Below are 14,199 nucleotides of genomic sequence, written 5' to 3' on the forward strand. Positions count from 1 at the left end.
ACGCATATTATTTTCCAGTAGATTTCTTGCGTTTCGTTTTACTTTGAAGTGCGCTTTTGCGTAAATCCTCGAACGAGGATTTCAAGCAGCTCGCGTAAAAAGCCGGATCCGGCAACATGTCGCGACACGCGGTGAACGAGATACTGATGATTCCCTTTTTGTCCTGCACGGAACTGTAAACGATGTGAAACAGGCCTACGTTGGGCAGCAGAGGGCCCAAGCTGATTGAATCGATCAGCGCCGCACCACACATGTAGAGCTGCAGTGGTGGTCCTGGCACGTTGGTTACGATGGTATTGAACACAGTGCTGGCCTCGGCCAAACCGGTTGCACTGGCGGTGCGGATGGCCAGCGACAGTACATTCCCAGGCATGACGTCCGTCAGATCGACAGCGAAGCGTGGCCCAAGTGCTTCGGCATAGGCCTTCGCAGATAGCGCCTCATCGTGCACTGCAGCTAGTCGAGCGATGGGATCGACAATGTCCGTGCGCAGAGCTACATTCATAAACCCCACCATGTTGCCGCCGGCAGCGCGCTCCTCTGCAGAGCGTACATCGATCGGACAGCCTGTAACCAGGGTTTGTGTGGGCAGTTCGTCCTTACTCTCGAGATATTGACGCATGCCGCCGGCGACGATCGTTAACATGACGTCATTAATGGTGGCGCCCGGGTGCGTATTCTTGATGGCGCGCACCACTTCGAAATCAAACTTGCTTGCCCCTACCACGCGGTGTCGCGAAATCCTGCCTTGGAAACGGGTCTTTGGCTTGTCCTCAAGATTGTGAAAATGTTTCTCTTGTCTGCCCACACGCAAACGTCGCATCGTGGGTACAGTCTCTTTTAGCATGTCCAACACCTGGCCGGGCTTGCGCCAAGCGTCCATGTAAGCGCGCCCTAGCATTTTTGGAGTGGGGAGTCTTTCCACAATCCATGGAGGCGCTTCACCCACGTCTCTGGTCTCAGGTGTAATATCGTGCACAATATTCATAAACTGGGTGCCAGTGGCGCCATCCATAGCACAGTGATGCACTTTCATCAGGAGCGCAAAACACCCCGGAGGATAGCCCTTGATGTTATTGAGCCCCTCGATGACATAGATTTCCCACATGGGTTTGTCGCGCCGCAGAGGCTGGGAGTGGATGCGGGCAGTCAATATACACAGCTGGCGCCAGTCTCCCGGTTTAGGTAACGCGATATGGCGCACATGGTATTCCATGTCAAAGTCTGGGTCTTCTACCCAGTAAGGCCTGCCAAGGTTATACGGCACAAAGGCCAGTTTACGACGAAAAATAGGCGATAGATGCGCACGGCCTTCTAGCATATTCAATATCTGTTTAAATCGAACTTTGCTACTAGGCGCTGTGGATTGGTCGTAGATATTGACTAAGCCAATATGTTGCGGAAGACCGTCCAGTTCGGCGTGCAGGAACATGGCGTCCTGTCCGGATAACTGCTGCATTTTCTAACCTCTTTAGATTCGTGGAGCCAATGTGCAGCATACTGGCATTACAACTTCCGTCAATACGGGCTGATGCGTATCAGAAATAAAGCTGCTGCAATAATAAGGCGTGAAAAGGGCAGGTGGTTGCGCGCTGCTCGCAACGGCATCCTGCTGGCTAATCGCTCGCCGGGTGTTGCGCTAAGCTGACCACGCGCGATGGCCAATAATGTGAGTGGAGCGCTGTAGTTAATGATACCCATAGGCGGGCTTCATACCTTTACCGCTACTAATTGCTTGCCAATGTTGCCGCCGCTAAACAGGTTTATCAATGCCTGCGGCAACTGTTCAAAGCCCTGTAGGACAGTCTCCCGATGGCGCAATTCACCGCTGTCAAGATGCTGGAGTAGTACCTCGATAGCCTCGGGGAACCGCTTCGCATAGTCCAGTACAATAAACCCTTCCATGCGGGCGCGGCGATACACTAGGTTAAAATAATTCACCGGCCCGGCAACAGGTCCTGTGACATTGTAGCGAGAGATGCCGCCACACAGCACCACGCGGGCGCTTTCCGCAAGATTGTTGAGCGCGATATCGAGAATGTCGCCGCCCACATTATCAAAGTAAACATCCAGCCCATTGGGACATAACTCGGACACTCTCTGCGCTGTATCTTCAGATTTGTAGTCGATCGCGGCATCAAAGCCTAGGTCAGAAACCAGCCAGTCGCATTTTTCTCTGCCTCCAGCGATCCCTACGACGCGTGCGCCGGCAATTCTAGCCAGTTGCCCGGCAATTGAACCGGTTGCGCCGCCAGCGCCTGACACCAGTACCGTGTTACCTGCTTGCGGCTTGCCGATATCCAGCATGCCAAAATATGCGGTTAGGCCAGTGATGCCGAGTACGTTCAGTGCTGCCGGAAGAGATACAGTCTGGGGTATTGCTCGCAGAGGTGTTGAGCGGCCATCACTGGCAAGGTAGCGCCGCCAGCCTAGAGGCCCGGACACCCTTGTTCCTATAGGGAACTTAGGGTTGTCCGATTGCAGAACAACACCCGCACCCTGACCACGCATCACATCGCCGATCTGCAACGGCGCGATGTAGTCTGCCCTCGCCTCCATCCAGCCCTTCATCGCGGGTTCTACCGCAAGATAGTGGACTTCCACCAACACGTCGCCGGCATTTAGGGTTGGCATGGGCAGATCTACCAGGTCAAAATTTGCTGGCTCGATGTCACCCTGGGGGCGTGCCGAAAATAGAATATGTTGGTTATGGCGCTCGGTACTCATGCAGTTCCTTTTTAGTGAGTTACAGGGGGGGCACCAGCAATTCATAGCCCCAGGCCTTCAGTGTTTCCGGATGTTGCGAGAAAACGTCGTTCATTGATGCGATGGTGGCAGCGGATAAGGACGCTGTTTTCACTGTGTTCAGGTCTGTAATCGGACGGCTGAGGGTGCCATCGATGGAGTGGATTTCAAAGCTGGCTTCAGTATCCATATCACTCAATTCCGGCATAAATTGGGCGATTTTCTGGCATGCCTTCGTTGGGTTCAGAACCAGAGATTCGTAGGTCAGCGCCAGTGCGCCATTCAGTTCGCGGGTGTTCTCGAGTTGAGTGCGCAGGCACATAATGGAAAAGTTCGCTGCACGCTTCACGCTCCAGTTGTTGCGCCGCATCAATCCCTCGCTGTGTGCATAGGGGTTCCTCACCATAATAATGAATTTTACCGGCTTAAAGTTCGCCAGAATTGCTTGTGTGCGGATAATGTTGGGTGGACTTTTTTCCAACAGAACAGGCTTTTTTGTGTCCCAATAGGTCTCCCAAACGGCCTTAATCTGAGGCCAGGGCAAAACGTGATCGCGATTCCACGGTTTTTCGCGCATCACAGTTACTAGCTCGGGCAGGGATTGCCCTTCGAGCGGCAGTGAAGATACGTTAATGGAAGTAGAGATTAGCTTCCACAGTAGTGTCGAGCCAGAATAGGGGGGGCAGAGAACAAAAAGGTAGCAGGGCATGAAGGGTTCGCGGCGTCACCGATGATGTGTCAACAGGTCGTTATTACATTAACACTAGCAGAGCAGGCGAGGTTGATCTATATTTGATACGATAAAATACTGGCATCTGTTAACCCATGTGAATCGCAGGGATTACATCATGACAAGTTTGTTATTTTCTCTATTTTTGATCGCCATGATATCCACTATTGTCAACAAACGGATATTTTCACTGGCTACTTTTAGTGTCGCGTTGATTTTGACGATCTATTGGTTCAATTATCAACTGACTAATACTTTGGATATATTGCTCTAGCTGAGGCGATCTTTATGCATATTGATAATTTCCGGCTACTCAACGCCATCGGGCTCATCCTCGTCAGTGCGGTATTGTGTAACGCTTTTTATGGGCAATTCGTCGACGGTGACCTCCCGTGCCCACTTTGCCTGCTGCAGCGGGTCGCGTTTGTCGCTGTGCTGTATGGTTTGTTACTCAATGTTGTTTATGGGGCAAAGCCGCTCCACTATTCCATTATTCTCATTAGCGCTTTTCTGGGCGCTGCCATTGCTATGCGGCAAGTATTGCTGCATATCATTCCTGGCACCCCGCCGTATGGCCCCCCCTTTCTGGGTTATCACTACTACACATGGGCATTTCTTGTCTTTTCGTTGGTGATATTCGGTACGGCCGTTATCAGCGCGTTTAGTGTCCAGTACTCAAAGGGCTCGTATGTGTCCTTCAAGCATCAACAGTGGTTCTGCAAGTTAGCGATTGGCATCACGCTTCTGATGACCTTGGGTAATGCCATCTCTGCATTGATAGAATGTGGTCCTGGTCAGTGCCCCGAAAATCCGACTTCTTACAAGTTGCTAAATGGGCAGCAATGACAATGCGCTTTAGTCAATAAGGCTATCAGTTGCGGCATTGTATTCGAGCTGTTTCCCAGTGCTGATTTAGCACTCGTCAGAGCATGCCCCTATAACTGGCGGAAGAGCCAACGATAAACACTAGAAGGGCGGTTTGCGTGAAGCTTGTGTACACTCATCCCAATATTGCGGTTCTCGTGCAGGCCCATAGTCTTATAGAGCAGGCCGAGATTGAGTGCGTATTGCGTAACGAATATGCCTCTGGCGCTATGGGTGAATTAGCGCCTATCAATGCTTGGCCGGAGGTCTGGGTTGTAGATGATAAAGACTTCGAGAGGGCGTCCTCAATCGTTGAGGCGTCACAGCGAGCCATTGAAGGCCCAGACTGGCAGTGTGCTCAATGCCCCAATTACAGTCCGGCAACGTTTGATACGTGCTGGCAATGCGGAGGCGAAAGGCCTTAGAGGGTACTGACAAGTAAACTCGCCAAAACTGCTAGACTCGGTAGATGAATACATACAAGCGCCACCGTTTTCCTCCGGACATCATTTCCTATGCGGTCTGGCTCTACTTCAGATTCAACCTCAGCCATCGAGATATAGAAGACCTGCTCGCCGAACGGGGCATCACCGTATCCAGAGAAGCAATCCGCCTCTGGTGCATCAAGTTTGGAACCATTTACACCCGGCGATTGAAACGAAAACACCGAGGCTATGGCGACGCCTTCTACATCGATGAAGTCTTCGTCAAGATAAATGGTAAACAGCATTATCTGTGGAGAGCCGTCGATCAGGATGGTGAAGTGGTCGATGTTTATCTTCAGGGCAAGCGGGATGGCGCTGCAGCTAAGCGCTTCTTCAAAAGGTTATTGTGGAGCCATGGCGCCGAGCCTAGGAAGATCGTGACTGACAAGCTGCGCAGCTATGGTGTTGCACATCGTGAATTGATTCCCGAGACGATCCACAGCACTGAGCAGTATGAGAATAATCGGGCAGAGCAATCCCATGAGGCGACGAGGGTGCGAGAGCGAGGGATGAGGAAGTTTAAGTCAGTTAGACAGGCGCAGCGGTTTTTGGGTGCGCATGCTGCGGTTCAGAATCTATTCAACCTGGGCCGGCATCTGGTTAGAGCTAAACATTATCGAGATCTGAGGATAAGTGCGTTCGCTGAATGGAGTAGGGTAGTTACTTGAATCTAGAGATCAGGTTTTCAAGGTCTGGATAAGTTAAGTTGCCAATACCGGTTTGTATGTTAGGGTTTGCGTTTTCAACAAGCTTCTAAAGTGGTTCCAGGCTATAAATGTAATGATGTTGAATATGAATGTAGGTATAGGCAGTCGGAGTTTTTGGCTTTTCCCACTGCTAGTGGCAGCTGTACTACTTATCTATTTTGCAAGCCGCCCTTGGCCTGATTCGAGTATCGTCGCCGGCGTAACGAACGCTGACAAACCTCCTAATATTTTGTTCATTATTATTGATGATATGGGTTACAACGATCTGGGTGCTAACGGAAATGCTTCGGTGAGAACGCCCAACCTGAATCAGCTGGCTTCAGAGGGTGTAAGGTTTACCCGTAACTACGTTAACTCATCCTGTACGGTAACGCGGGCGGGTATATTGCTGGGAGTACAGCCAGAATCTCACGGATTCCGACCGGATGCGATCGGGATTTCTCCTGAGGCCATCACGTTACCGGAAACGTTGAGAGAAGCAGGATATAGCACCCACCTTATTGGTAAATGGCATGTTGGCTTCCTGTCAAAGTTGGCCTGGCCAACCCGGCAGGGATTTGATACTTTTTTTGGTTTTTTGGCGCAGAACCTGTTGCGGGGAACTCGGGACGGAAAATGGTTGATCCGTCATCCCACCTACCGTGATCCCTGGCTTCAGCACAATGAAGATGAGCCCAGCAAGCACCCGGGTCATTTGTCAGATATACTAACGGAACGCGCCGTTAGCACCATTCAAACATTGGCGAAGGAAGAGCAACCATGGTTCCTCAGTTTGTGGACATATGCTCCTCATGCTCCTATCGATCCTGCAGAGCGATTTTCCAAAACATACCCGGACACGCCAGCAGGGAAATATCTAGCGCTTGTCGAACAGGTCGATCATTCAGTCGGTAGAGTTCTCGATACTTTACGTCAATCCGGCCTAGATGATAATACCGTCGTTATGGTGGTTAGTGATAACGGTGGCACCAATAAGGAAGTAGATAATAACCTGCCTTTTTGGGGTTCAAAGGCCACTTTTTATGAAGGGGGTATACGCACCCCACTCATTATTCGCTGGCCGGGAAAAGTTCAGCCGGGAGCGGTTGCAGATGAAGTTGTAACTTATTTGGACTATTTTCCTACCTTTGCCGATATTGCACAGATCGAACCACCAGCGGATGTGCGCGGAATTAGTATTTTTGATATTTTGAACAAAACAGTAGAAAGGTCCAGTAACGTCTACTGGGAAGCCAGCAATTCCATTCATCATTCGTGGTCAATTCTGTCCAGTGATGGACAGTGGCGCCTGGGTCAATACTTCATAGGAGAACCACAACTCAATGACCTGTTCGAGCATCCTAATGGAGATACGGATGTGGTTGAGCGCTACCCGTTGATTACTAACGGCCTTAGAGAGGATTTCATGCAATGGCGTATCAAAGCACGACAGGTTGATTTTACGTATCACCAATTGACAAGCACGGGTGCAGCGAAGATAGGGGGGCATTCACTGCAGCGTGCACCGGGTTACGGTGGGCATACGTTTGCTATTGCTCTGGTGCCGGAAACTCCAGCAGCGAAAGGTGTTTCGGTATCTGGGGTAGGTCGACAGTTCATAGCGTTTCAGCGTGATATGTGGGAGTTGAGTTTGTATGATTCGAAATTGCACCTCGACATAAATGGTATCCGGTTAGAGGCGCCTGGGCCGCCTTCTGGGATTTGTACTTCAGTCATCGTCACATCACAATTCAATCCAGGGCATGTCATGCCGAAGACAAAGTCCTCCCTGGTAGAGCTTTATGTGAATGGCGAGAAGGCCGCTGAATTCTCCGCCAAGTCGTTTAAGGACCCTGTAGACGCCCATATCAATTCGACTTTTGTAGGTCAGAGTGATGAGGGTGCTGGTCGTTATGTAGGAACTCTTGGTAAGCCGCTAATTATCAATGAAAGATTGGTTGCGGACGAGCAAGACGATTTAAAAAGTGACAACTCGATCTCCTCCATCGAAAAAACATTATGCGCGCAGTTGGAGGCGGTTGAAACCTAAGAGATTGCAACGAGCGCCAGCGCAGAAAAGGGTACTGAAAAATTAACTTCTGTGAAATCAGGAATGTCGGCATTTTCATTTAGGCAACTGCCCTGCTCCATTCTGCGAACGCACTGTCCCTGACATTCCGATAGGTATCGCCAAGTTAACCGGCCGAATTCGCTAGAATCAGGCCATGAATACATATAAACGCCACCGATTCCCACCGGACATTATCAGCTACGCAGTCTGGCTCTACTATCGCTGTAATCTCAGCCATCGCGATATCGAAGACCTTCTCGCCGAACGAGGCACTATCGTCACACGGGAATCAATCCGTCTCTGGTGCATCAAGTTCGGCGCTCTATATGCCAGACGGTTGAAGCGGAAACATCGTGGCTATGGAGACACCTTCTACATCGACGAGGTCTTCATCAAGATCAACGGCAAGCAACATTATCTCTGGAGGGCAGTCGACCAGGATGGCGAGGTAGTGGATGTTTATCTCCAGGCCAGGCGTGATGGCGCAGCAGCCAAGCGTTTCTTCAAACGGTTGTTACGAAACAATGGCAGCGAGCCCAGAAAGATCGTTACGGATAAACTGCGAAGCTATGGTGTGGCTCACCGGGAATTGATCTCAGAGACGATCCACAGCACTGGGCAGTATGAAAATAATCGCGCTGAGCAATCGCATGAGGCGACCAGGGTGAGAGAGCGAGGGATGAGGAAGTTCAAGTCGGTCCGGCAGGCACAGAGATTCTTGGGTGTTCATACTGCCGTATCTAATCTTTTCAACTTGGGTAGGCACCTCGTTCGCGCTCAAAATTACCGTGATCTCAGGGTAAGTGCGTTTTCAGAATGGGGAAGGGCGGTTGCCTGAAGGGTCGATGTTAGGTTTCTGCGGTCTGGATGATTTAACTTGTCAGTACCTCCACCACACATCAGTCCAACCCCGCAGCCCCGCGCTAGCCGTCTAGTTGAACAGCAGCAAATGGTCTATGCTAGCCGAATGACAAGTATATCTATGAAGATCATTTTGCTGCTCGCTGTATTGGCTGGGGGCGTTAGTGCATCTGATTTGCCAGACTGTGTTGGGGATTACGACGTTAGCTGGAACAATTGCTTTGGCACCTACACCGACTCAAATGGCAACAAGTACGTTGGTGAGTGGAAGGATGGCAACAGCAGCGGACAAGGCACCGTCACATGGGCAAATGGCAACAAGTACGTTGGTGAGTGGAAGGATAATAGTAGGAACGGACAAGGCACCTTAACTTACGCAGATGGCCGCGAGTACGTTGGTGAGTTTAAGGATGGTGACTTCAATGGAAAAGGCACCTACACGTCAAAAGACCGAACGATAAGGGAAGGCATCTGGGAGGACGATGAATTTCTCGGAACAGTAGCCGAAGTTGAAAGAGCAGAGCGGACGCGTATTGCCGCAGAGGAAAAGGCCGAAAGAATCTACAACGCTTGTCTGCTAGACAAAGGCGCTGATGTAGACATGAGTGTGAGCAGTTTAGAAAAGGCTTTGAAGGCAACTTGCGCTTCCATCGCAGAAGCCCCGTCGTTCCTAGAAGGTCTCAGATACGACTAAGACCTGAACTGTTGCATCGCTCATCCTTGCAACGACGGATCAAATGCTGTCTAAGGTTGCCCCATGGTTGCCCAAATTAGTTTATGAAGTATTTCAGGTGGCAGGGGGTGCGCTAAGTTATTGATCTATATGGTAGCTACGGGTGGACTTGAATAAAGGCTGTAAGCCCTTGTTTACAAAGCCTTCATCCTGCTTGTAGAGCTTGTTGTACCGTCAAAAATACCGTCAAAAATTGTCAATTACCAACTAGATCGCACCAATCTTTAGCCTAATTGTTGGCTAACCAATGTTCAAGGGCAATGACAGCATTTCAGTGTGCTTTTTCAAACATCTGCAAGGATGTTCCCGAAGTAATTTGGTCACATATATTCTAAAATGTAAGGGGCGCTGTATCGCGATGATTGATGTTTCGCAGAGACTCGGTGTACAAAGACTTTCATCCGTTAACCTGTATTATTGTGACTGGATCTAACCGCTTCTAGGAACACAATGTCTGACTGTCTTTTCTGCCATATCGAACAATCGAGGGTTATAGCCACCAACGATCTTGCGTATGCTATCCGTGATGGTTTCCCTGTCACTGCGGGACATATGCTGATTATCCCCAATCGCCATGTTGAGGACTACTTCGGCCTGTCGCAAGATGAATTGCTGGCTTGTGATGCGCTGCTGAAGTCACTAAAAGAACAAATCCAACGTGATGACTCTAGTGTCACTGGGTTCAATATAGGGATGAATGCTGGTGAAGCTGCAGGGCAGACGATCTTCCACTGCCATATCCACCTTATTCCCCGGCGTATTGGGGACGTGGAGGTGCCCAGAGGCGGTGTTCGCCACGTAATTCCAGGAAAGGGTAGTTACTAGTTTATGGATCCCTTTGATGGAATCCGCGCGCCCACCATCGAGGATAACTGGCGGGGTATCGTTCTTTATGGACGCAATGTTCAGAGTTACAAGTTCGCACTAGCGAAATCTCTTCTGGAATTAGAGCCTGCTGAAGGTGACTTGATCCTACTGGAAGAGCTTGCCCCAGTTTACGCCAAGCACCTTACTGACCACTTGAAATTAGCAGACAAGCAAGGAACGTCGGGCAGCAGCAAGTTCCTCGATGCTTGTCGTGGATTCAATCTTGGCACTGTATCTCAGGCCGAGTTAGTTGATGCTGCGGTGAGTAAGGGCTTCGCCAACGTCATCGATGCCTTTCATAGGGTTCACCATAAAGATGTGCCGGCAAGGTTCTTCCTCGATGAGCGTAAGACCAATGGCGGTATACGAGTGACGAATAACTTCTCTATATTGGCTGAACAGCCACAGTTTGCAGATTTATCACGTGAGGCTGAAGCGAGGTGGCGTCTGGTAGAGACAGCTTGGGAGTTGAAGGTATCCCGTGCTCTAGTAGCGGTCGATCATGACCCGGATACCGAACTGCTGTTCACTGTGGACAATAAGCGGCGACGGAAAAATGTTACCAGTAGTCGGGACGCACTAAATGGCTATCAGTTAGGGTACTGCTTTTACTGCTTCGATAATATTCATCTGGATCGTGGCAATGAATCGTTTCCAGAAGTCGATCACTTTTTCCCTCATTCTCTCAAGCAACAAGGTTTCGGTCCGAGTATTGATGGAGTGTGGAACCTCGTGCTGGCTTGCAAAGAGTGCAATCGGGGAGAAGGTGGTAAGTTTGCTTCCGTACCGACAGATAAGCTATTGCGTCGACTGTGGACCCGAAATGAATTCTTGATTGGCAGTAATCACCCCCTGAAAGAGACTCTGGTCAGGCAGACAGGAAGCCAGAGAGAAGAGAGATGGTCGTTTCTCCGTGACTTCTGTAGTAGGGCATGGGCCAGCTTGCTGCATCGATGGGAACCGAAAGAAAAGGCAGAGCCTAAGTTCTAGTGATCGTTTGGCCGTGATAGCTACTGGCAATATATAGAAGCGAATCTACTCACTGACGACTATAAATCGCAGTGCGAGTTACGCAGCGAGTGCGGGTGCAGACAGCACCCGTAAACAGCTAAGCAGATTTACACATAAAATAGATTATGCGGCGACAGCGCACAGTACGTGTACTGCGCATAATCCCATTTTATGTTCAGTCTGCGACCTCATCAGTTGCATTCGTCTTAATAAAAAAAAGAAGCACCGATGTCGGTGCTAAGCCATTACAGTAAGCCAGACTCTGCCATGGAGCTGGTGCCGTCTGTTCCTGCAATGATGTGATCTAGAACCCTAACGTCAATGAGGCCCAGTGCATCCTTCAATCGCTTCGTGATATTGATGTCAGCCGCACTGGGTTCTGGTACGCCAGATGGATGGTTGTGGGTGAAGATCACCGCCGCAGCATTGAGCTCCAGGGCCCTTCTGACAACCACCCTAGGATAGACGCTCGCTCCATCGATAGTGCCCCTGAAGAGCCTCTCAAAGGCTATCAGGCGGTGCTGGCTGTCCAGGAACATAGAGCAGAAGTATTCATCTTTTTCCTGTGCGATCTGCAGCTGACAGAATTGCTTCACATCGGAGGGGCTGGTGAAAGCTTTGGTGGTTCGTAGTCTGGTTTCAAGGATGCCTATGGCCTCCCTGATGGTAGCCTGCTGTGCGTCAACCGTCCCTGAGGGTGAAGGCAAGCCAGGAGGTGCAACTCGTTTCCAGGCAGGCTCTGAGCGGACGTCATAGCCCTTCCTCTCAAAGTGCTGGGTCATTGGCCGAATCTCGGTCTCCTCGATGACATCGCTGGAGATGAGTTCGCCCTGGTCATAAATCTGAACATTCCACAGTGACATGATGAGCTCCTTTTATGGCGGTATGCCAATACAACCGCGTAGCGGTGACGTCTCGAAAAGAGCGAAGCCTGATGGCGCTTAGTGATCTTTCTAGTGACTATCTGACCGTATAGTTGTGTGAGAGCTAAGTGTGTAAGGGGAATAGAAAAAGAGATGGACACCCGTGACAGGGTGTCCAGTGGCACTAGGGCTTGTTAGCTGTATTGATACGAGCTTTAATCGCCTCAATCTTGCGTGTGATGTTGTCTTCCACCTGAAGCGTCTCGATAGTCTCAAAGCCTCTGGCATGGATGCCGCCAACGTCGAGCATAGGCTCGACCACATCGAGGGTCTTGCCATAGAGCCCTAAGGTGCGGACAAATTGTAGCCATACTGCATTCCATGTATCCATCATAAATATATATCTCCGCAGATATACGGTAGACACGGTGTGCCTATACCGTCACAACGGCGTAGCCGATGTACGGGGGGGGGTAGGTTGGTTGTGGCTGTGAGAGACTGGCAGTCCTGGAGTCGCAGGCAGATGGGCAACATTTCAAAAACCTGCGAGCCAAATATACCATTCAAACTTCCCGTCTCATGGGAGTGACAAGGCTGCGGGCGCCAGCCAAAGCAGCCGAAGGCACGACCAAGGTTAAGTCATATTATTATTTTCTTATTGGCTTACTAGGCATCGGCTACGGCCTTAGGCTGCGCCCGTCCTTGCCTCGCCTGGAAGGAATTCAGTGGGTTCAGTGTCTTAGTATTATGAGAAATAACGGCCCCCGAAGGAGCCGCTGTGTATCGCATTGGCCGGAGTGGATCTACTCAGGACGCAGGCTTCCTGACAGTCACTAGCGACAGCAAGATAGCCATGATGCCCAGTGACGCCAGTTGGCTTACAGTAACTGGTGTGGCTGTCGCTGGAGGAGCTGCTGCTTCCGCGGTGACACTTCCTGTTGGGCCAGTGCTAGGCGTAAAGGTTACGTCATTCCGTCCCGCAGCGCCTTGAGCATAGGTGATGCTCGCTAGCTTGGGAGTGACGGTAAACGTTGCGGGGCTGAATATTCCGAAATCTCTCAAAGACACGGGGCTGGTGAGGACGCTGTTGTCGAAGAAAGCAGCATTCTCAATGAGCGTCATGCTGTCTGGAAAGGTCTCGCTGGGGTGGTCTAGTGCCTGCCTCTTGGCATAGAGGTAGGCATCGTCAGGGCTGCTTACGGTGCCAAAAACATAGGCATCACCCGAGTAGCCCCTGTGCGCATGCAGATCGCCGAAGTAACCATTATGGTCGGGGTTGACGTAATAGGTGATGCCACGGAAATCAAATGTTTCCGCCAATGCCTGAGCCGACAGCATCGAAATGAGCAAGAGTGCGAATGATGCGAGCACGCCACGCTGTGGTGCTGTTGTAGTTCGGGTCATTGGGAAGGTCATCCTTGATCGATAGATATGTATAAATAGAATGCAGCTTTCTGCAAGAGTAGAGTTGGTTACAGCCTCATCGAACTGATCTGAGTCGATGCGAAACTGATAATAAATCTCCTCGTCCCAGAAAGTCAACAGATTTTGTTATTAGTAAAAATTGTTGCAAAGTTAAAGTTGTTGGTCAGTTAAATCTGCAACATGGACTGTCATCAAAAAAATCGCATAAAAACGATACAAAATCGCATAAAAACGACTAGAAACTATAAAAAACAGGTCGACGTGGTTCAAAGAGTGCCGATCAATGTTTTTATCCATCGACCAAACAGCTATTCGCCGTGAAAATAGAATGGTCATTACCTGGTGGGTGGTATGTTGGGCGTCACGACTGTGTTGCTGCGTTTTGGGACACGCACTGCCGCGGAGGTTGCCGCAGCGAACAACCGTGGTTATCAAAAATTACCGACTAAGATTTGGGCCAATATGGCTGACAGAAAAAATCTATTAACGCCCGAAGAGCTCAATGCATTAAGCTAAACCGACTCTTGCTCTTACTAGTGATGACTGAATCCCACCGTTCTAAAGTCTGTCTGAAGCTAGGTCCATTCAATCTTGTAAAGTTATGATTGAATCGATAAAAACAATGGCCACGTTTGACTATGCTGCCCGAGAGAGGAATGCCCATGAGAGCAGTAGCACCTGAAACTACCGTGTCACCCAATTTCACCACCCGAGCTCTGTAAAATAGTGCGCTTAAAACTGATGCCGGAACTTATGGCAACTTGTTTTGAGATAGGGTTTCATTACAATACTAGGAGTAAGCGAGCTATAACTCAGACCCCATATATTAGAGTCATTTACGCCTTTAAAACAATGAAT

17 protein-coding genes are annotated in these 14,199 nt (G+C 50.0%); 10 read left to right on the forward strand and 7 right to left on the reverse strand.

Features of this window, described 5'->3' with window-relative positions; translation table 11 throughout:
- Nucleotides 1-7: 7 nt before the first annotated feature.
- From ABXT62_RS03520 to ABXT62_RS03535, 4 genes are read right to left on the reverse strand one after another with little or no spacing between them, the layout of a single operon-like run.
- On the reverse strand, nucleotides 8-1,459 hold the full coding sequence (locus ABXT62_RS03520; RefSeq protein WP_415357162.1) for a WS/DGAT/MGAT family O-acyltransferase: 1,452 nt from the start codon (nucleotides 1,457-1,459) through the stop codon (nucleotides 8-10).
- Nucleotides 1,460-1,518: 59 nt separating this feature from the next.
- Nucleotides 1,519-1,701: a hypothetical protein gene (locus tag ABXT62_RS03525; RefSeq protein WP_415357163.1), complete on the reverse strand. Its 183-nt coding sequence runs from the start codon at nucleotides 1,699-1,701 to the stop codon at nucleotides 1,519-1,521.
- Between the two features lie 9 nt (nucleotides 1,702-1,710).
- Nucleotides 1,711-2,727 (reverse strand): NADP-dependent oxidoreductase, encoded by a 1,017-nt coding sequence (locus ABXT62_RS03530; protein WP_415357164.1) that lies wholly within the window; start codon nucleotides 2,725-2,727, stop codon nucleotides 1,711-1,713.
- A 19-nt stretch (nucleotides 2,728-2,746) separates the two neighbouring features.
- Nucleotides 2,747-3,454 carry a sulfotransferase gene (locus ABXT62_RS03535; protein ID WP_415357165.1) on the reverse strand — a complete coding sequence of 236 codons (708 nt, stop codon included), beginning with the start codon at nucleotides 3,452-3,454 and terminating at the stop codon, nucleotides 2,747-2,749.
- 139 nt (nucleotides 3,455-3,593) lie between these two features.
- Here ABXT62_RS03535 and ABXT62_RS03540 point away from each other — a divergent pair, with 139 nt between their 5' ends.
- The 9 genes from ABXT62_RS03540 (at nucleotide 3,594) to ABXT62_RS03580 (ending at nucleotide 11,032) form a co-directional block, all read left to right on the forward strand.
- Nucleotides 3,594-3,749 (forward strand): DUF5993 family protein, encoded by a 156-nt coding sequence (locus ABXT62_RS03540; RefSeq protein WP_415357166.1) that lies wholly within the window; start codon nucleotides 3,594-3,596, stop codon nucleotides 3,747-3,749.
- A gap of 14 nt (nucleotides 3,750-3,763) precedes the next feature.
- Nucleotides 3,764-4,321, forward strand: a complete 558-nt coding sequence (locus ABXT62_RS03545; RefSeq protein WP_415357167.1) for a disulfide bond formation protein B — start codon at nucleotides 3,764-3,766, stop codon at nucleotides 4,319-4,321.
- 137 nt (nucleotides 4,322-4,458) lie between these two features.
- Nucleotides 4,459-4,764, forward strand: coding sequence for a DUF2007 domain-containing protein (locus ABXT62_RS03550; protein ID WP_415357168.1), 306 nt, complete (start codon nucleotides 4,459-4,461; stop codon nucleotides 4,762-4,764).
- A gap of 44 nt (nucleotides 4,765-4,808) precedes the next feature.
- On the forward strand, nucleotides 4,809-5,492 hold the full coding sequence (locus tag ABXT62_RS03555) for an IS6 family transposase (protein ID WP_415357169.1): 684 nt from the start codon (nucleotides 4,809-4,811) through the stop codon (nucleotides 5,490-5,492).
- A 124-nt stretch (nucleotides 5,493-5,616) separates the two neighbouring features.
- Nucleotides 5,617-7,560, forward strand: coding sequence for a sulfatase (locus tag ABXT62_RS03560; protein WP_415357170.1), 1,944 nt, complete (start codon nucleotides 5,617-5,619; stop codon nucleotides 7,558-7,560).
- A gap of 175 nt (nucleotides 7,561-7,735) precedes the next feature.
- Nucleotides 7,736-8,419, forward strand: coding sequence for an IS6 family transposase (locus ABXT62_RS03565; RefSeq protein ID WP_415357171.1), 684 nt, complete (start codon nucleotides 7,736-7,738; stop codon nucleotides 8,417-8,419).
- Nucleotides 8,420-8,563: 144 nt separating this feature from the next.
- Nucleotides 8,564-9,136: an MORN repeat-containing protein gene (locus ABXT62_RS03570; protein WP_415357172.1), complete on the forward strand. Its 573-nt coding sequence runs from the start codon at nucleotides 8,564-8,566 to the stop codon at nucleotides 9,134-9,136.
- Nucleotides 9,137-9,625: 489 nt separating this feature from the next.
- Nucleotides 9,626-10,000 carry an HIT family protein gene (locus ABXT62_RS03575; protein WP_415357173.1) on the forward strand — a complete coding sequence of 125 codons (375 nt, stop codon included), beginning with the start codon at nucleotides 9,626-9,628 and terminating at the stop codon, nucleotides 9,998-10,000.
- A 3-nt stretch (nucleotides 10,001-10,003) separates the two neighbouring features.
- The gene (locus ABXT62_RS03580; RefSeq protein WP_415357174.1) at nucleotides 10,004-11,032 is read left to right on the forward strand and encodes an HNH endonuclease; all 1,029 of its coding nucleotides are present in this window, start codon (nucleotides 10,004-10,006) and stop codon (nucleotides 11,030-11,032) included.
- 266 nt (nucleotides 11,033-11,298) lie between these two features.
- On the opposite strand, the gene radC is transcribed toward ABXT62_RS03580, so the two are convergent.
- From radC to ABXT62_RS03595, 3 genes are all read right to left on the reverse strand, one after another.
- Nucleotides 11,299-11,916: a RadC family protein gene (gene radC, locus ABXT62_RS03585; protein WP_415357175.1), complete on the reverse strand. Its 618-nt coding sequence runs from the start codon at nucleotides 11,914-11,916 to the stop codon at nucleotides 11,299-11,301.
- 184 nt (nucleotides 11,917-12,100) lie between these two features.
- Nucleotides 12,101-12,310: a hypothetical protein gene (locus ABXT62_RS03590; protein ID WP_415357176.1), complete on the reverse strand. Its 210-nt coding sequence runs from the start codon at nucleotides 12,308-12,310 to the stop codon at nucleotides 12,101-12,103.
- Nucleotides 12,311-12,723: 413 nt separating this feature from the next.
- Nucleotides 12,724-13,320 carry a DUF3604 domain-containing protein gene (locus ABXT62_RS03595; protein ID WP_415357177.1) on the reverse strand — a complete coding sequence of 199 codons (597 nt, stop codon included), beginning with the start codon at nucleotides 13,318-13,320 and terminating at the stop codon, nucleotides 12,724-12,726.
- A gap of 372 nt (nucleotides 13,321-13,692) precedes the next feature.
- Here ABXT62_RS03595 and ABXT62_RS03600 point away from each other — a divergent pair, with 372 nt between their 5' ends.
- A complete protein-coding gene (locus tag ABXT62_RS03600) occupies nucleotides 13,693-13,857 on the forward strand; it encodes a hypothetical protein (protein WP_415357178.1) in 165 nt (54 codons plus the stop codon).
- Nucleotides 13,858-14,199 lie beyond the last annotated feature (342 nt).

The organism is Halioglobus sp. Uisw_031, assembly GCF_047729875.1.
GTDB lineage: Bacteria > Pseudomonadota > Gammaproteobacteria > Pseudomonadales > Halieaceae > Marimicrobium.